The sequence below is a fragment of the Microbulbifer maximicatervae (SeqCode) genome, from assembly GCF_052467505.1.
Window position 1 is genome coordinate 2671040 of record NZ_CP174313.1, and the last position, 18516, is coordinate 2689555.

At 48.2% G+C, this 18516-nt stretch carries 18 protein-coding genes; 6 read left to right on the top strand and 12 right to left on the bottom strand.

The features are described from left to right. Positions 1 to 59: 59 nt before the first annotated feature. A complete protein-coding gene (locus ACJJIN_RS11755) occupies positions 60 to 971 on the bottom strand; it encodes an alpha/beta hydrolase (protein WP_444898207.1) in 912 nt (303 codons plus the stop codon). Between the two features lie 11 nt (positions 972 to 982). Beyond that, positions 983 to 1360, bottom strand: a complete 378-nt coding sequence (locus tag ACJJIN_RS11760) for a Cif family virulence factor (protein WP_444898208.1) — start codon at positions 1358 to 1360, stop codon at positions 983 to 985. A gap of 111 nt (positions 1361 to 1471) precedes the next feature. On the opposite strand from ACJJIN_RS11760, the gene ACJJIN_RS11765 reads away from it, so the two are divergent. Next, the gene (locus ACJJIN_RS11765) at positions 1472 to 2356 is read left to right on the top strand and encodes a LysR family transcriptional regulator (RefSeq protein ID WP_444898209.1); all 885 of its coding nucleotides are present in this window, start codon (positions 1472 to 1474) and stop codon (positions 2354 to 2356) included. A gap of 402 nt (positions 2357 to 2758) precedes the next feature. Here ACJJIN_RS11765 and ACJJIN_RS11770 read toward each other — a convergent pair whose 3' ends face one another. Further along, complete coding sequence (locus ACJJIN_RS11770) at positions 2759 to 3112, bottom strand: hypothetical protein (RefSeq protein WP_444898210.1); 354 nt, start codon at positions 3110 to 3112, stop codon at positions 2759 to 2761. Between the two features lie 337 nt (positions 3113 to 3449). Here ACJJIN_RS11770 and ACJJIN_RS11775 point away from each other — a divergent pair, with 337 nt between their 5' ends. Then, positions 3450 to 3965 carry a nuclear transport factor 2 family protein gene (locus tag ACJJIN_RS11775; protein WP_444898211.1) on the top strand — a complete coding sequence of 172 codons (516 nt, stop codon included), beginning with the start codon at positions 3450 to 3452 and terminating at the stop codon, positions 3963 to 3965. A gap of 26 nt (positions 3966 to 3991) precedes the next feature. Here ACJJIN_RS11775 and ACJJIN_RS11780 read toward each other — a convergent pair whose 3' ends face one another. From ACJJIN_RS11780 to ACJJIN_RS11790, 3 genes are all read right to left on the bottom strand, one after another. Continuing rightward, a complete protein-coding gene (locus ACJJIN_RS11780; RefSeq protein ID WP_444898212.1) occupies positions 3992 to 4603 on the bottom strand; it encodes a CoA pyrophosphatase in 612 nt (203 codons plus the stop codon). Positions 4604 to 4737: 134 nt separating this feature from the next. Continuing rightward, positions 4738 to 7911: an efflux RND transporter permease subunit gene (locus tag ACJJIN_RS11785; RefSeq protein WP_413664815.1), complete on the bottom strand. Its 3174-nt coding sequence runs from the start codon at positions 7909 to 7911 to the stop codon at positions 4738 to 4740. A gap of 12 nt (positions 7912 to 7923) precedes the next feature. After that, positions 7924 to 9246 (bottom strand): efflux RND transporter periplasmic adaptor subunit, encoded by a 1323-nt coding sequence (locus ACJJIN_RS11790; RefSeq protein WP_413664814.1) that lies wholly within the window; start codon positions 9244 to 9246, stop codon positions 7924 to 7926. A 69-nt stretch (positions 9247 to 9315) separates the two neighbouring features. On the opposite strand from ACJJIN_RS11790, the gene ACJJIN_RS11795 reads away from it, so the two are divergent. Together ACJJIN_RS11795 and ACJJIN_RS11800 are read left to right on the top strand one after the other, a co-directional pair. Continuing rightward, complete coding sequence (locus ACJJIN_RS11795) at positions 9316 to 9855, top strand: NUDIX hydrolase (RefSeq protein WP_444898213.1); 540 nt, start codon at positions 9316 to 9318, stop codon at positions 9853 to 9855. 48 nt (positions 9856 to 9903) lie between these two features. Beyond that, positions 9904 to 10443, top strand: coding sequence for a DUF4124 domain-containing protein (locus ACJJIN_RS11800; protein ID WP_444898214.1), 540 nt, complete (start codon positions 9904 to 9906; stop codon positions 10441 to 10443). Here ACJJIN_RS11800 and ACJJIN_RS11805 read toward each other — a convergent pair. The 5 genes from ACJJIN_RS11805 to nhaA form a co-directional block, all read right to left on the bottom strand. Further along, entirely contained in the window at positions 10440 to 10787 is a 348-nt protein-coding gene (locus ACJJIN_RS11805) for a YqfO family protein (RefSeq protein WP_444898215.1), read from the bottom strand. The genes ACJJIN_RS11800 and ACJJIN_RS11805 overlap by 4 nt on opposite strands. A 72-nt stretch (positions 10788 to 10859) precedes the next feature. Continuing rightward, positions 10860 to 11714 carry a thioredoxin gene (gene trxA, locus ACJJIN_RS11810; protein WP_413664810.1) on the bottom strand — a complete coding sequence of 285 codons (855 nt, stop codon included), beginning with the start codon at positions 11712 to 11714 and terminating at the stop codon, positions 10860 to 10862. Positions 11715 to 11759: 45 nt separating this feature from the next. Then, positions 11760 to 12140, bottom strand: a complete 381-nt coding sequence (locus tag ACJJIN_RS11815) for an MmcQ/YjbR family DNA-binding protein (protein WP_413664809.1) — start codon at positions 12138 to 12140, stop codon at positions 11760 to 11762. A 2-nt stretch (positions 12141 to 12142) separates the two neighbouring features. Next, positions 12143 to 13519, bottom strand: a complete 1377-nt coding sequence (locus tag ACJJIN_RS11820; protein ID WP_444894796.1) for a hypothetical protein — start codon at positions 13517 to 13519, stop codon at positions 12143 to 12145. 103 nt (positions 13520 to 13622) lie between these two features. Further along, a complete protein-coding gene (nhaA, locus tag ACJJIN_RS11825; protein ID WP_444894797.1) occupies positions 13623 to 15098 on the bottom strand; it encodes a Na+/H+ antiporter NhaA in 1476 nt (491 codons plus the stop codon). A 126-nt stretch (positions 15099 to 15224) separates the two neighbouring features. Here nhaA and ACJJIN_RS11830 point away from each other — a divergent pair, with 126 nt between their 5' ends. Together ACJJIN_RS11830 and ACJJIN_RS11835 are read left to right on the top strand one after the other, a co-directional pair. Further along, a complete protein-coding gene (locus ACJJIN_RS11830; RefSeq protein WP_444894798.1) occupies positions 15225 to 15986 on the top strand; it encodes a TlyA family RNA methyltransferase in 762 nt (253 codons plus the stop codon). Between the two features lie 299 nt (positions 15987 to 16285). Next, positions 16286 to 16789: a thermonuclease family protein gene (locus ACJJIN_RS11835; protein ID WP_444894799.1), complete on the top strand. Its 504-nt coding sequence runs from the start codon at positions 16286 to 16288 to the stop codon at positions 16787 to 16789. A gap of 375 nt (positions 16790 to 17164) precedes the next feature. On the opposite strand, the gene ACJJIN_RS11840 is transcribed toward ACJJIN_RS11835, so the two are convergent. Further along, positions 17165 to 18118 carry an energy transducer TonB gene (locus ACJJIN_RS11840; protein ID WP_444898251.1) on the bottom strand — a complete coding sequence of 318 codons (954 nt, stop codon included), beginning with the start codon at positions 18116 to 18118 and terminating at the stop codon, positions 17165 to 17167. Positions 18119 to 18516: the final 398 nt, after the last annotated feature.

Genomic DNA, 18516 nt, shown 5'->3' on the forward strand with positions numbered 1-18516 from the left:
TCACCAAAGCACAAAACATCATTGCAGACCTGCCTAAGACACAAAGCAATAAATCGTTGTTAGTCTTTCATATGCTCCAGCATATAAGTTAAAACTTCGTCACGGTCATCTACCAACTTTTCTATCAGGTCAAGGTGATCCCGGTTATTCGCTAATTTGAAATAACAGGGGTTACCCATTTTAAGCATTTTCTCCTGATACTCTTTGGTCTGCCGAAAAAATTCTGGCGTATCAAATTCAGGCACAATTAAATGTAGCGGGCATTCAGTTGTGTCAATACCAGGCTCTACCAGCTGGGGGCTTACTTTTTCGGCGGATTCCATCGACATATTGATGGCGTCATTGACAAAACTATTGACCAGTGGGCGAATGTCAAATAGCCCCGCCAGGGAAAATGCACCTTTAAACTTACTTTGAGCAGATGCCGGTACGCCAAATTTACTCCAATCCGTTTGATGCAACAGTGCTGCCAGTTGGCCACCTGCCGAATGCCCCACAATGTAGACAGATGGAGCTCCTTTTTCCTCGGCCTCATTCAGCACGCTCGCCATTGCCCACTGCATCTGTAAGACAATAGACTCCATTGGAGTACCATTTTCCCAATCCGGGGCCATACGGTAACCCGGCATATAGACCGCAAATCCCTCTTCATTAAAAGGCTCGGCCAGAAAAGAAAACTGCTCTTTTGAAAACCACTGCCACCAGCCACCGTGAATATAAATTACGACCGGTGCATCCTCAGCAACTTCGTCTGACCTGAAAACATCCATCGAGCCAGCTAAATCACCTTCCCCAAAATTGACAGTTTGCAAACCGTCCTTAATCCCGTTGCGATATGCCGAGCTACGACTGCCCGTAAACTCAGCATGAGAAGGCAGCAGCAGATCGGTTGGAAGGCGGCAGGTCCACAAAGTAGGGTTATATTGCTCGTCCGTTTTCTCACGGGTAAAGATATTCCAAAATTCACTCACGGCTAGCACCCTTACTTTTCGCTAGGATTTATAGCTTCGAACTGGTCATCACGCAGTAGCATAGTACCGTCCCCCTGTAGGACCCAAAGCTCACGAGTAATAACACCTTCTGCGTTGTTCATTTTCCAATTACTTGAGAGTACAGTTGAGACTTCATCCACTACTTCAATTTTTGCGCCAATATAGGTCACATCTGCAAAACCCTGATCTACCAGATTTTGCCAGAAAGCTTGTATATTCTTTCGACCTTCGAACTGGCCAAAGGGTTTGGCAGTCATCTGAGCCTGCTCTTCATACATGGATGCACACCCAGCTGCATTGCCACTATTGAAGTAAGACTTCCACTGTTCACTGGCAGCTTTTGTTTTCTCAATCAGAGTGTCGCTCATATCAAAATCCTCTTCTGTAATAGGTAACGACCTTGTGCCTATAGATTGCCCCATGCCCATGGTTGTGATAAATATCCATTAATTGATATTAGTGTTTAGGAAAATTAAACAATGAAGCCAAGCCTGGAGGATATGCAGGTATTCCTAGCCGTTGTAGAGGCGCGCAGCTTCACACTGGCAGCCGACCGACTAGAGCGCACCAAATCGGCAGTAAGCCAAGCAGTTACCCGGCTGGAGTCTGATATCGGCACCCGCTTGCTTTACCGCAGTACCCGCTCCCTATCTCTCACCGAGGCCGGCTCAGAGTTTTACGCCCATTGCCGGGAGATCAAAGATATTTATAACTCAGCAATAGCGGGGCTTAGGAATAGCGGTGACAAATTGGCGGGCTCCCTATCGGTAACAGCACCTCACGCACTGTGCGAACCAGTAATTATTCCTGCAATCATTAAGCTGGCCGAGCAGCACCCGCAACTGAGAATCAGGCTGTTAGCCAATGACTCCCCCATGGATTTGATTGAATCGCAGGTAGACCTGGCCATTCGCGTAGGCAGTCTTGCACTTCAATCGGCAAAAGTTTCAAAGTTAGGATTGTTAGGAGAAAGTCTCTACGCCAGCCCGCAGCTTATTGAAAAGCTATGTGGCATTCCCTCAGACCTTGCTGAACTACAAAATTGGCCGCATATCGCTAATGATTGGCAGGGCATGCCATTAAAGTATGAATTGAATAGTGGGATTCAGGTAAAAGCCACGCCTAAGGTTCGCTGTAACTCCTTACACGATATAGTACAGTTAACCGAAGCCGGAATTGGGATTGCCAGGTTGCCCGATATTATCGCTCGAAAAAAAGTGGATACCGGCACACTTTGTCCAATAACATCTGTTGCCGCTGCACCCATCCATTATATGCATCTGTTTTCCAAAAGGCCGCCAACAAAAGTACAGACTTTTGTTAAGGCTATTAAATCCCAATTACAAACCTGTAGTAAAAATTAATGGTAGAAACAGGCTTCGTCTATTTAAAAGCATCAAGCTAACCTTACAGCCATCCGAATAGACTTCCATTTTAAACTTTAGCAATGACGAACCTGTCATTTTACAGGGAGCTACAGATAGCCTACTAACTCAATAGGTACAAGGAGGGGCTTATCCATTTCACAAAGAAATGCAAGGCAAAATTGACGCTTGGACCGAATAGTTATTTTACCAAGCAAATCCACATTTAAATGACCAGAGCTGCAAGCTCCAGTCATTTAAACGACTGAGTTCTATTCTCAATGCTAGCCCAGCCTCCACGCCCTCAGATTTCATACTCTGTACTGTAAGCTTGAGGAGTGGAGGGCTCTATGATTTTTTTCTTATTATTTTTCAACTATTTTCCGCAGCCTTCAATTCCAATCAATTGCAGCGGAAATACTTAAACGTAGAATCCTGGGTATAACGCACTAGTACCTTTCCGCCAGATGTCAGAGAGTACACCTCCTCTGACTTCCAAGCTTCTCCTTCACCTTGCATATTGAAAACCAGATGAAGATTGCCATCACTTTGGCTAGCAGACATCAACTGGCCTGAAGACTCCGTAAATTGAATACGACTACCTGCCAGAGTCATCGAGTCGGCCGATGAAGAAGCGTTACAGGATTCCTCGGTTCCAGCCCATTGTCCCTGATACTTAGGAGGTACAGTGGACATTGCACAAGCCTGGATTAATCCGATTCCCAGCAACACACAGAAAAAAGAGAGAGATCTCATTCAAGCAATCCAATAACGTATATAATAAGAAAAATTAAGGATATAAGAACCTTACAGTATATCTAGTACTTACGTCTCAAATAAATCCCACCATTAGCTAAAACCGTGAAATAGTCACCAAACGACAAAGGATTTTAGGGCTTGGTATTGCTTCACTTTACACAAACAAACACTTCCCGATTTTATTAATAATTCACTCAAGGTTACTTACAGGATTCCGGGTTAGATAACAGGTTTTGATTAATACTCAATTAATATCCTAGGTGCGCCCCCCAAAAACCATCACTAGAAACTATCCTCTTCAATAGCTACTGGCGATAAAGGTCAAGGTGAAGAAATGGATGAGATTCAACAGCTAAAAGATCGACTAGCGATTAGTGATCTACTCGCCCGTTATACATTAACTATCGACAGTAATGATGCCCGAGGCTGGGCTTCATTATTTACACCCAATGGCCGATTTGAGCACGGCAATATTATGATTCGAGGAAGAGAAAAACTGGAGCGCTACGCAGCGGTTCACAGCAAGTTGGGAAGCCGGCATATTACAAGCTCCCCCCTACATTTTATTTCTGAAGATGGGCAATCCGCCTCAGGGAAAGCAACGACCGTAGAAATCATAGCAACACGATCCGGCTATCGCATTTCTGCTGTTGGAGAGTATCGGGACAAACTCGTTAAAATCGATAATAACTGGTTAATCGAATGTCGACGAGGAGAAGAAGTTAAACTTCCTGAAGCCCCTGATTTCCCAATCCTCAGCGCCGACCCTGATGCCGGAAAAATAATGAAAATATTAATCGATGCTTGGGATGACTTAGGTGAGCCAATACCTGAACCTCCCCCAAAATAAAACTAAATCCTATTTAGTAAGCTGAGCTAATTAAGTGCACGCAGCGGCACATCATCGCGGCGCCCTATTGTTGCCCCTAATATTTTTACTAAAAATTCGGTTAATACCCCTGCAGTAAAGCCCCAGATTTCATAGTTTTCATACATATACGCCGGAAGGTATATTTCCTGGTTATCAATAATAATACGATCAGTGCGAATACGCGGGTCTGCAAGAAAGAAAGACAGGGGGACTCGAAATACCGCATCCAATTCTCCTGGGTTTGGGAACAATTGGATATCCGGTGAAATTATCCCTACCCAAGGAGTCACATGTACTTGCCAGCGGGTAGTGCGAGGCCAAAGGGGGCCGAGTACGCGCACGTCATCCATAGGTAGGCTGACTTCTTCTTCCGCCTCACGCAAGGCGGTAAATTGAAGCGATGGGTCTGTGGCATCCCAGCGCCCCCCAGGGAGAGAAACTTCACCGGAATGTGTGGAGAGATTTGCAGAGCGCTTAGTTAGAATTACTTGAGGGTCCGGCTCTTCTGTCAGGGCAATCAGTACTGCGGCATGGCCTTGCAGGTCAGGTCCTGCCGGAACCCTTGCTTCCAAGTCCTCAATTTGCCCTACGATTTTCTGTTCAATAATCTCTAGCATAAATCTGTGCCCTGCCCCGATCGCTGCGGGGGCTCCATAACATTCATCATACCGTTTTTCAGCGGTAACACTGAGCGATATGCCACAATATCCATTTGTGACTTACCACCCTACCACACAATCAACAGCTTGGCTCAGGTGGATTCAGACCCACCATTCGCGGTCTTATCCTCATCAATTTTGGGGGTATAGCCCCCTTTCAGCTTTTCCCGCACCGTTTGCACCAAGGCGTAATACACAGGCACTAGCAAAGTGGCGAAGAGACTCGCAGCCAACATACCGCCAAAGACCACCAGCCCCAGGGAAACCCGGCTCACTGCGCCAGCACCGGTGGCGACCAGTAGTGGAATTACCCCTAAAATAAAGGACATGGCCGTCATTAATACCGCGCGGAATCGCAGGCGCGTAGCCGATAGAGCCGCATCCGCAATAGACCGACCCTTATCGCGTTCCACGCAGGCAAACTCTACTATCAGAATCGCACTCTTTGCTGCCATCCCAATCAGCAATACCAAACCGATCTGCGTATAGAGATTGTTGATAGACCCCGCGATAAATACCGTAAACATAGCGCCACCAATCGCAATGGGGACGCACAACATCACTGCAAAGGGGATAGTCCAGCTCTCATATTGGGCGACCAAAAACAAGTAGACAAATATAACGGCCAAAGAGAACAGGATTGGGGCCAGATTACCCGCGGTCACCTCCTGTAAGCTGATCCCCGTCCACTCGTATCCATAACCTTCTGGCAACTTTGATGCCAAGTCTTCCATAGCATCCATTGCCTGGCCACTGGAATACCCTGGTGCCGGTGATCCATTGATAGTGACGCTGTTATATAAGTTGTAACGGGTTATTGTTTGTGGCGCGACCACCGGGGTAATAGTTGAGATAGAAGTCAGCGGTACCAAACCGCCACTATTGGCACGAACATAAAAGCCAGCCAGATTTTCCTCTTTATCGCGAAATTGAGCATCGGCCTGAGCGATTACACGAAAGACCTTTCCATATAGGTTAAAGTCATTGATGTAATAGCCCCCCAAAAAGGTTTGCAACGTTAAATACACATCCGGCAGGGGGACCCCAAGCACATGCGATTTCTCTTTATCTACTTTTAATTCAAGCTGCGGTGTGGCGGCCTGAAAACTGGTAAAGGCCTGGGAGATTTCACTGCGCTGATTGGCATTGCCTAGCAGGTCAAACAAGACCTGTGACAATTCAGTAATACTGCGCCCCTGTAGATCTTCGAGTACAAATTCAAATCCACCAACAGTGCCAATACCCGGAAGTGGTGGAATGACAAACGGCAGCACTTGCGCATCGGGAATTGCAGATAATTTTTTCTGTACCCGATCCATAATGGCAAACTGGCTATCTTCTCTATTCGTGCGGTCATCCCAGGGTTTTAGCACAGCAAACATCATTGCCGTGTTGGAAGAAACACTGCTGGTAAGCAGGTTGTAACCGGGCACACCAACCACATGAGCCATACCTGGCTCTTCCATTAGAACATCGGTCACTTGATTGACAATGGGTCCGGTTCGCTCCAGGGAAGATCCATCAGGCAACTGCACGTGCAACATAAACGTGCCCTGATCTTCATCGGGAATAAAACCGGTGGGGATTCGGGTAAAGAGCAAATAACAGAATAATAAAATCAGAATAATTGAGGCGATACCGATAAGCGGTATTTTGATACAAGCCCTCACCATTCCCACATAAAAACCTGTAGAAATATGCAGAGCTTTATTAAAGAAACCAAAAATACCGGTCTCCTTAATACCGGCAACTTCCCCGTCTTTACTCGGCTTTAACAAGCTGGCACAGAGAGCCGGACTTAGTGTAAGTGCATTCAGGGAGGAAATGGCCACCGCCATTGAAATGGTGACAGCAAACTGCTGATACATTTTTCCCGTAATTCCCGGCATCAACATTACCGGGACAAAAACTGCAAACAAAACAAGGGTCGTAGCAATAACGGGGCCGGTAACTTCACGCATGGATTCCAGCGCGGCTTCCTTTGGCGGGAGGCCATCAGCCATTAACCGCTGGGTGTTTTCCACCACGATAATCGCATCATCTACCACTATGCCGATCGCCAGGATTAAGGCAAACAATGTGATGGTGTTAATCGTCATCCCAAATGCCAGCATTAAGGCAAAGGTGCCTATCAGGGATACGGGAATAGCAATGGCTGGTACCAGCGTAGAGCGCCAATCCTGCAGAAACAAAAAAACCACCAGTATTACCAGTATCAGGGCAATAATCAGTGTTTCCACAACCTCTTTAATTGAGGCCTCTACAAATAATGTGGTGTCGTAGAGAATCTCCGCTTCCAGCCCATCCGGGAAGCGCTTCGACAACTCAGCAACCTTGGCCTTAATGCCATCGGCCACTTCGATCGCATTTGCCTCGGGCAGCTGGTACACCCCTATCACTGCTGAAGCCTGGTTATCCAATTGCCCATAGGAAGAGTAAGATTCACTTCCCAGCTCCACCCTCGCCACATCCCTGACTTTTACCATGGCGCCATCGGGCTTGGCGCGGATGGTGATGTCCTCAAATTCGCTGGGAGATACCAAGCGCCCCTGCACCAAAATATTGTATTGGAACTGCTGATCTTGGCGGATCGGTGGCGCCCCGATCTGACCGGCAGCTACCTCTACGTTCTGTGCCTGCACAGCAGAGATAACATCCTGGGCGGTCACATCTAACGAGGCCATCCGGTTGGGGTCGAGCCAGAGGCGCATGGCGTAATTGCGCGAGCCAAAAATAACAACACTGCTCACCCCCAGCACCCGCGCCAATTCATCTTTTAAATAAATCTCGGCGTAATTTGCCAGAAATAATTCATCAAACTTTTCATCTGGGGAGAACAAATTGACTACTAGTAACAGCGTGGTGCTCTGCTTGGAAACTACCACCCCATCTCTTTTCACATCCTCAGGTAGCTGGGGAGTGGCCTGCTCCACCCGGTTCTGAACATTAACCTGGGCGATGTCATCGTCGTAGCCAGGCTTGAATGTCACCGTGAGACTGTAGGAGCCATCATTGCCACTGGTGGAAGACATATAATCCATGCCCTCCACACCATTAACTTGCGACTCAATCGGCACAGCCACACTATCGCGCACTACTTCGGCGCTGGCACCGGCAAACGTGGCGGCGACATTGATGGTAGGTGGCGTTATTTCAGGGAATTGCGACACCGGTAATTGTGGCAAGGAGAGTATCCCAGCGAGGGTGATCAATATGGAAATAACAAAGGCGAATCGTGGCCGCCGGATACAAAAGGCGCTAATCATGGGCAGCGACAGCTATTTGTAGTCATCGTCATGCCCCTCAGATTCAGGGCTTGCTGGTGCCGCTTCCCCATCAATTACCGGTAGTTCTCTCTCCCCTTGACTGTCTGTAGAGCCAGATTTCGCCGCAGAACTACTACTTTGCTCAGCGGGAGGGGCTGGTGGCGCTTCAACATCGTAGGGGTTTCTAGGGGTGTTTTGCGGCGTCACCGGCTTCCCCGCGACAACCCTCTGCAAACCATTAACGATTACAGATTCACCGGCGACAAGCCCGCGATCTACAGCCCACAACTCCCCTTCCCTCTGCCCCAAGGTCAGGTAGCGCTTCTCCGCAATATTATCTTTGCCCAAAACAAAGACATAACGCCCCTGCATATCCTCCATGACCGCTGACTGGGGTACCAGCGGCCTCAGGGCGTCATTGCCGGTGTAGACGCTTATGGAAACTCGGGCAAACTGGCCCTGTACTAATAGTTGGCCTGGATTGGGAAACAGGGAGCGCACCGCTACCGATCCGGTATTGGGATCGATCTGATTATCGATAAATACGATTTTGCCCTTATGGGGGTAGTAATTGCCGTCGGGTAACTCAATGCGGACATCCAGGCGAGTGGGACTTAAACCCTCTCGCTGCCGCCGCTGGGAATCCACCTGCACCGCATAAAGTTGCTCTTCTGGCACTTCAAAGAGCACATAAATGGGATCCATTTTTACTATCGTGGCCAGGGGATCGGTGCTTGGCCCTACCAAGGAACCCACTGGAAATTCTGTACGCCCGATTCTTCCAGTGAGTGGCGCGTAAACTTTGGTATAAGAAAGATCCAGCTCAGCACTTTGAACTTTGGCGCGATTGGCATCGACTTGGGATTCCGCTTCCTCAAAATTACCTTCAAGCTCATCCATCTGTACCTGGCTGATAGCCCCAGTGGCCACCAAGCGTCGGCCACGCTGGAAGTTCCGTTCAGCAACTCTCAGGGAGGCTTGGGATTGTTCCAGAGTGGCGCGCTGATTCGCCAGTTCGGCAATAAAAGGGCGTGGGTCAATTTCAAACAGTAACTGCCCTTTCTGGACGGTTTCCCCCTCGGTAAAATTGCGGCTCTGGATATACCCTTGTACTCGTGGGCGGACTTGATATTCATCAGTTGCCTCTACCCGTCCGACGAATTCAAAGCGGGGGATAACAGGCTCCTCCCTAACAACCAGTACTTCTACTGGCGGGGGAGGTGGCGCCTTTTCCTCTTCGCCTTTACCACCACAGGCGCAAAGGGCAAGGAGCGCTAGTCCGAGCAGAAAAAAACGCGCCATCGCAGGGTAGATACCGCCTTTATACTTCAACATCACTAACAACTATAGGCGTCAACCGGTCCGGAAGCTGGCGCTCAAATCTCGCATGGGTATACTGACGCCATGAAATTTTGCAGCCAATGCGGCAGTAACGCCGTAACACTTTCCATTCCCAAGGGCGATGACCGCCCCCGCCACATCTGTGGCAGTTGCGGCGCCATTTACTACATCAACCCCCGTGTTATTGTCGGAGTTGTCCCTTACGTTGGCGACAAGGTGATGCTGTGCAAGCGCGCCATACAGCCGCGCCTGGGGCTCTGGACTCTGCCTGCCGGGTTTATGGAGAGTGGCGAAACTAGCGAAGAGGGCGCTTTACGGGAGTCCTGGGAGGAAGCCCGGGCCAGTATCCGCGTGGACGAGCTCTACTCCGTCTACGATATTCCCCATATCAATCAGGTCTACATGATGTACCGGGGTGAATTGACCGATATGAATTTCGGACCCGGGCCTGAATCGCTCGAAGTTGAGCTATTTCGCGAAGACGAAATTCCCTGGAAGGAGATTGCATTTCCCATTATGCACCGCACTTTGGAGCACTATTTCGAAGATACCCGTATCGGGCAATACCAGTTACACCGCGGTGTCATCAATCGAAAGCTGTAAACCACTTTACTTAATGAGTTAATGACCCTGCATTAAAAGGATGTTTGCATGAAATACTTTCCAATGCTCGGTGCCTTGTTACTGGTAGGCATTGTCCTGCCTATGATCTTACCGGGCCCAGATGGCAAACCCATCATGTCACCCTCCGACTGGCTGCCTCAAAAACCGGATATTTCAGCGATTCGCGAAACCGGTGAGCGAGCTATGCAAAGTGTGCGCGAAACCACCCAGGAATCAGTATCAAAAATTGAAGAGTTGGCAACTTCCAGCGGGCTCGTATCTCAAGGGGATTCTGACAAGCAAACATCTGAGGTTTTTACCTGGAAAGATAAAGATGGGAACTGGCACTTCTCAGACACCGTGCCGGAGGGGTTGGATTCACACGTGCGTATTCACCGCGTCAAGCCTCTAAATACAGTCACTGCCAATGACCCAATTGACTTGAGATCCGACTCGATCGTTGAAGACAGTAGCCCCGCCGAAAATAAACTGCCGACCCATCACACCAGCGTTTCAAAATTACTGGAAGATGCGAAAGCGATCGAGCAAAAAAGCCACGAACGACAAAAGGTACTCGATAGCCTTTAAGAGACCTCTGCTTTATTTAAGCCGGCACTACTGCAGCGATCATCCAATCGCCAGAGGTCAAACGCCGGTTCTTCATAGGGGTGGGCTGCTCGCATTGCATCGAGAGCAGCATCCACCAGCTCATCAGCACAGACCATCTCCACACGGTATTCCATCACAGTCTCGACCTGGCCCGACTGACCAATAAATGGCTGACTCCCATCCAGCGGCCTGAACTGCCCCTCTCCCAGGACTTGCCAACAACAACTATCGTAGTCACCAATACGCCCAGCCCCCACGGAAAATAGCGCTTGCTTTACCGCTTCCAAGTGAGACTCGGGAATATAAACACATAGCTTATACATAAATAATCGTCCTTCTCTCCCCCAAAAACAAAGAGGCCTCTTGGGCCCCTTTGTTTACCGGTAAAGTATTTTTTAAAACATCATAGTCATTAACTTGCGCTGGTACTGAGTGGCAACAGGGTCGCCAGCACCCAAACTTTTTACAATATCCAGGAACGTCTGCTTGGCAGCACCATCGGCAAAGCCCATGTCTTTACGCAAAATATCCAGCAATAATTCCAATGCTTCTTCATGGCGGTTGGCCTGACTGTACTGTACGGCCAATTGATAAGCAGAATCGCTATCCGCAGGGTTTTCTTCCAGCGCCTTTTGCAGAGCCTGAATTTCTGGAGTTTCCGCTGCCTGTTGCTTCAGCTCCAATTGAGCCATCAGCTGCTGGTATTCCGCATCCTGATCTGCCAGCAGAATTTTACTGAGCACAGTCTCCGCTTCCTGGGCACGGTTTTGGTCGAGCAGGATAGCAGCCAGTTGCTTGGCGATATCAGTGCGTTCAGACGATTCCGTATAAGCCTGACGCAACAGAGGCAGAGCTTCCGCCACTTTATCTTCACCGATTAACGCCTGTGCCTGCTGCAACTTTATGTCCCAGGGTTTTGGTAGATACTTATCCAGCATCTCACGAATCTGTGTCTCTGGCTGCACACCGGCAAAGCCATCTACCGGCTGGCCATCTTTTAAAACCATTACCGTGGGCAAACTGCGTACACCCAGCTGACCCGCCAGCATTTGCTCGGTATCTGCATTGACCTTGGCCAATAAAAACTGACCGCTATACTCATTGGCCAGTTTTTCCAACACCGGCATCAACTGCTTGCACGGCTCACACCAATCGGCCCAAAAGTCCACCACTACCGGGCGCTTCATGGACTCTTCAATCAGAATTTGCTGGGCGTTCTCTGCCGTTACATCGACAATAAATTCGTTCACATCCTCTCCTAGACTAAATCTGGGTATTTCTATTCTCAGGGGCCTCTAGCGGTAGAGCAGCTCCGCTCCATAGGCCAGTTCCAGGGACTCCCGCTCAAGCTTGCGAAGCCCCTTAACCACCAAGCCATATGAGCGATCCACCATTCGCTCAATCTCATAATCGGGCACTGTGCCATCCAACAACACCGTATTCCAGTGTTTCTTGTTCATATGGTAACCCGGGATAACACCGGAAAAGATGTCCCTTAAGGCCTGGGCTTCATCGGGATCGCACTTGAGATTACTGGCGTTCACCCCGCGGTAACAGCTTAAGGTAGCAAACATACGCCCCTTAATCTTAAATACCGCTACATCCGGGCCAAAAGGAAAATCCTCGATAGCTTCCGGGCGCGATAGTAAATACTCTCTCAAAGTGCCTTTTTGCATGATTACCAATCCAGGGATGACGGCAGGCGCGGCGAGGACAATAAGCGGGTAAAGCGCTGCCAGCGCTCTTCACTATTTTGACTGCCCTGCTCTACATAATCAGCAACCAGTGTCTTACCCCAATTGTAATTAATTACGTAGGCGCCGTAGGCATCTACAAAATCCTTCCGCTGTGCTGCCTTGGCGGGGCTCATCAAGGTATATTTCTCAAACAACGCAGGTACCTGCGCGCCCTCAATTTCCCCGTCGATATACTGGCGGGCAATCTCATTGCCGGCAAAACCCAACTTATCTACCAGGGCCATTACCTGCTCATACTTTTCCGCCGTTTTCGGATCCAGGCCAGCTAGGGGGTAGAGAACTTCCATTTCAAAACGGGTTTTCTCTTCACCGGGGAAAGTCAGCTCAATCCCGTAGTTTGCACTTCCTTCGGCAATCAGTGACTGTGGACTGAAAAGCGGGTAAACGCTGTACTCTGCCCAACCCCGTTCCTTGACCAGAGTTTGCTCCAACAGCGCGTTATAGGTGTGATGCCCCGGATACCCTTCGTGACAGCCCAGATCAATAGCCCTATCTATCGTAATTGGCAAGCCATTGTTCACCTGTATTAGGCTGTGCGAACGCCCCTTATACCAGTTGTAGCCACTCCAGGGTTTGTCGCTGACATACTCCAGAACAAAACTCTCATCCGCTGGGAGTGAAACATACTGCTTAGTGCGCGCGCGGCATTCTTTAATGGCGGCATCAAATACGGCCTGAAGGCGATCGGCAGGAATTTCATAAGCTTTGCGGAAGCTGGCTACCCTCTCACTTAAGGGCTGTTCACCTGGGAGTAATACTTCCAACTCCTCCAGCATGGGTTCAAAACTTTCCAAATCCTGCTGCGGGGGCTCGGTGTCGTAGAGGGTTCGAGCTTCATTGGCGAAGCTTCTCGGGCTCTCTCCTGCCAGACTACGAGCATGGAACACCAGGGCCCGCAACTGTGTCTTCAGGTAATGCATACGCAGGTTTTCGATAGAACCATCGCCGTCGATTACCGCTGGCAGCTCTGCCAGTAAAGATTCACCGCGCCGGGCAATATCTGCAGCGCTCGCCTTACTCTTGGTGGCAGTTTCACGCAATTCAGCCGGACCGTAATAGGCATCGACATAGCTGTCGTCATGATTTCCCAGTTCAAGCACTAGAAGGACATAAGCCTGGGCCAGACTATCCATCGCACTATCTCCACTATCGGGTTTGGGAATTGTTGTAGTCGATTGATCATCAACCCCGACTTCAGAATCGGTTTTTTTATTAGCTGTAGTTTGGCCATCACAAGCCCCAAGCAGTAGGGAAATAGCCAGCACTGGTAGCGCCTGTGCCAGTGTTCTCAAATACATAATTCTTATTTCTCTCACGTACATTAACAATGGGAACTGGAAACTAATGGAATCAGGCCTCTCCAGGACCGAGACGCAGTGACATCAGAAACGCTAAAACAACTTAACCCTGGCGACCGGGCTGCTGTTCTACGTCTTCCCCTTCCCCAAGGCTATCGCTGCCACCTTCATCTAGGGGCTCCCCCTCCCCATGAACTTCAAACTCATCGGCCACCGGAGCTTTGCGCAATACCAGGAACCCAGCCACTCCAGCAATTACTGATGCCAGTAGGATACCCGCTTTAGCTTGGATCAACAGCTCATATTCAGAGCTAAAGGCCAGCTCGGCAATGAAGATCGACATAGTGAAGCCAATCCCGCCAAGGAGTGCAACACCGACAATATGTTGGAAATTGGCGGACTTAGGCAACTTGCCCCAGCCAAGCTTCCAGCCAATCCAGGTGGCGCCAACGATACCTACCAGCTTGCCCACAACCAAGCCGGAAATGACCCCAAGGGTGACAGGGTTTATCACTGCCGAAGAACTGGTAAAACTACTAAAGGGAATACCGGCGTTAGCCAATGCAAAAATAGGGATTATTACGAAGCCCACCGGTGTGTGCAGGCGGGTTTCCATGCGCTGTAGCGGTGATTGCGCCAGGTTGACACCATTTCCCAGCGCCATCACTCGGGCGCGCAACGCATCGTTAGCAATAATCTTATCGCCTGGCCGGAAACAGCGGTCAAAGCTGCGAATAATATCCTTAACAAAGGTACTAAAGGCCACCGGGTCATATTTGGGTTTGGCCGGCAGTGCCATTGCCGTAATCACCCCCGCAATAGTCGCATGTACCCCCGCCAGGTAGAACTCATACCAGAGCAGCACACCGACAAATACATAGGCCGGAGAACTGCGAACCCCCGCCGCTTTTAGCAGCCACATAATCACTACCAGGCAACCCGCCGCAATCAGCGCGGTGATATTCACCTGTTCGGTATACCAGATTGCAATCACTAAAATTGCGCCCAAGTCATCCACAATGGCTAACGCAACCAGGAAAGTAACCACCGCACGAGGCACCCGATTCCCCAAAAGGGCAATACAGCCGACAGCAAATGCTATATCCGTGGCCATGGGAATGCCCCAGCCGCGTTCTGCACCACTATCCGCATTAAAAGAAGCGTAAATAAGTGCCGGCACCACCATTCCGCCAATTGCCGCCATCACCGGAAGTACAGCCTGGCGAAGGTCGGACAGCTCTCCCACCATAAATTCGCGCTTTAATTCCAATCCCACCAGAAAGAAAAAGATCGCCATCAAGCCATCGTTGATCCAGTGATGTAAGGAGAGAGAGAATTCCCAGTTTCCCGCGCTGAGGCTGATGGGCATGTGCAACAGGTGCTTGTAAGCCTCCTGCAAAGGAGAGTTGGCTATAACCAACGCCGCCAGAGCAGATAGCATCAACAAAATACCACTGCTGCTTTGGCGATGGATAAATTCTTCAAAGGGAGTAACCAGGCGCCCAAAGGCACCCTCAAGTGGCGCCTCAAAGACCTTTCCCTTGCGAATTTTGAACTTATCCAGAACGCTTTTTGCCATCAGCTAACATCCTCCTTACTAAAGATTAGTCCCACAATTTGCGGAGCCGCACTTCTACCTGCTGGAGCCAGAGGTTAGCATGGACCCTGTATTCTCAATTATGTAAACAGGATTGCACCGCGAAACATGACCCGATTGGATCAACTGCTTGTACAGAGAGAGCTGGCAAACTCCCGCACCCATGCAAAGAAACTGATTGATGCCGGAAGGGTCATGGTATCCGATGGCGGTACCCTCCAGCCCGCGCGCAAGGCCGGGCAGAGCATTCCAGAAGATTGCGCCCTTGAAGTCACCCCCCTACCGGAAGACCAGTATGTTTCCCGAGCGGGCGTGAAATTGGCCGCCATCCTCGACCAGACAGGACTAAACCCCTCTGGGTGGCACGCACTGGATGTTGGCTGCTCTACTGGCGGTTTTAGCGACTGCCTACTTCAACGGGGAGCAGCATCAGTCGTCGGTGTTGATGTTGGGCGAGATCAGTTGGCGCAGAAGTTACTGGATGACCCCCGTATGCACCTATTTGAAGGGGTAAATGCACGCCACCTGGAAGCCTCCCAAATCTCCCCTCACGGAGACACAGGTTTTGATGCCATCGTTATGGATGTCTCTTTTATTTCCCAAGCACTCATTCTGCCGCAGTTACCCGCCTTGCTTAAACCTTCGGGGCAACTCTTAAGTCTGGTTAAACCGCAATTTGAAGTGGGCCCGGAGGGGATCGGCAAGGGTGGTCTGGTGCGAGATGCCAAATACTACCCGGAGGTGCGCGAGCGCATTACTGCCTTATGTGAAGACTTGGGACTTGAAGTGAAAGAGTATATTGACAGTCCAATAAAAGGCGGCGATGGCAACCGGGAGTTTTTACTCTGGGCAAGTCCACGCCAAGCTTAAAGTATCTTTGAATAAATCAACTCTATTTCCATCTCCGATAGCTCTTGAAGATAAGAGCTATCGGTCCGCGCAAAATAAAAATTAACTCCACCATCTTAACGCTTACCACCCTCTCATATACCTTGGCCATAGATTTCAGTACATCTTTTACCACATGGTTAAAAGCTACTCCCTCCTATTAAAAATGTGACCTCACCATACATTTAATAAAAATCCATTTTTTATATCACTATTTATACATAGCAACGTAACAACCCCTACCTATGCTGCGCCATGTAACTTTATCTAGGATAATCATAATGAAAAGACTACTTATCATGGCGGCCCTATCTACTTCGACACAGGCAGCGCCGTTAACAAACTATCAAATTATTGATGGCGATACAGTTCACGGTTACGTCGACAGTGAGTACGTAAAGATCCGTTTAAACTGCATTGATGCCCCTGAAACCAATCCCAACACCCAATCTTACGGATCCGAAGCCACTCAAACTCTCAGCTACTTATTGTCATTTGGTTCAGTTGATTTCGAATCTACCGGAAAAGATGTCTATGGCCGGGAGACCGGGTACTTATATGTGAATGGTTACAATATCAATCAGGAAATGGTGATACGTGGGGCTGCCTGGAATTATGAATACTACTGCGGCAGCGAATTTGAACTAGAGCAGGAATTCGCCTACTACTACGGCCTTGGGTTATGGTCGGATGCTGATGCTATAGACCCCTACTGTTTTCGCAAGAACTTGGACTATGATTACTGCTACTACAACCCAGAGAACAACTTAATTTTAGATAACTAGATCAAACGCAATAAAAATCAGAAAAATACTGCGTCAAATAACTTGGCGATCTGACTTTAGGAAAACAGTAGAATTTCAGATCACCAAGTTGAGTATAACCATTGAAAACAATAGCTACTTAACTTCTAAAGTAGCGATTCTAATTTGGATTAGTTCATATTTGATCTGACAGTTACTGGTTTTTCTGGAGATACTCTGTCAGGTCAAGTTTGAATTACTACAATTTGTCAGAAATTTATTAGAGTAATCATTTGACAAACTATTACTATCTGGACCCCCGACAAAGCAGGGACCCTCTTGAATTAAGCCTCTATTTTACAGCGATATACAGCCAACAAAAATAGATACCCAAAGCAATCAAATTGCCCCGCCCTATTAACCTCTAAGCTCGACAATTTCAACTTTAGTGCCTTCCTCACCATAAACATACACGGTACATGCCCCCCAACTTTCCGGTACTTCCCAAGTATTATCCAGCAAAAACTCAAAGACCTGCCTATTCCTATCGCACCTTAATTCAAACTTATCAACACTACCAACTATATTTTGATAATAGAACTTTCTTCTATTGAGCTTATACGGCCAGTTTTCATGCTCGCCAATGGCACCACTAACAGCAATAGGACTATCACTAGCAAGAAAAATTTTGATCTTTTCTTCAATACTGCTTAACTCTAAGATCTTATCCTCATACTTGCCATCCGAAAATTCTTTCATCTTGGAAAAGGTATCCAAGGCATCCGAATAGTAAGCACGCTCAACTTGCGATAGAAATAAAATTTCCAGTGCAGTCATATAAAAATTACCAGGAAGATAAACGCCGTCATAAGCTATCGACTTTAACAGGTTCCCATAAGCTGCCTCTTTGTTCCCCTGTGCCAAATTGTATTGTGCCTTTAACCACCAAAACCAGGAATCCTCATAGTGATTCCATTTCTCACGCTTTCCCAGCTTTTTAATTTTCACTTCGGCCTCATCGAGACTACCATTCTTAATGAGAGAGGCCGCTTCCTTATACCTCAAAACAAAAGAACGCCTTGCCCCGGAGGATGTCATTTTCATATTAAAAGTAAACTTGCTCCGAGTATAAATTTGCTCTACCGGACTCCCATTTAATGTCGCTGGCTCCCAAGTCCATGTTTTAATATTACTTAACGCACTCCTCTCAAATTGCTTATTGCCGCTAGAATCGACGACTATCGCATCAACTGCAACACCTTCAACCGAAACAACATAACTCAAAACAACCCACCCCTCTCTTTGGGAGCGAGCTTCTGAGGGCGGATACTTAAGCGGGGAACTCTCAATTAATTTTGCACCAATAAAAATATCTCCAACTTCCTCGCTTTTACTTTCTCCAGAAAATACCCAACCAGAAAAAAGTAAAAAAAAACGGGAGAACTATCCTTCTCATTAAACAACCTTACTATAATAAATTGCCCTGAAACTTAAATAGTCAGTTCAAGATTTAGGGATACCTAGCCACAATCGACTATAACTTCCTTATGGGCACAAACAGAAAATGTTATTTTGCCGATATAATCATACCTGATTATATCGGATTATACTGAAATAATATCAAATAGATAAGACTACTTCCAGCTAACACAGAGTTCATATTGAAAGCTCAAATTACAGATCAGTGCACGACTTTATGAGGATTTAGCTTAAACATTTCTCTTTGAGCGTCAACTCTCTAACCCTCATTCTCAAAAGAGTTTCCAACC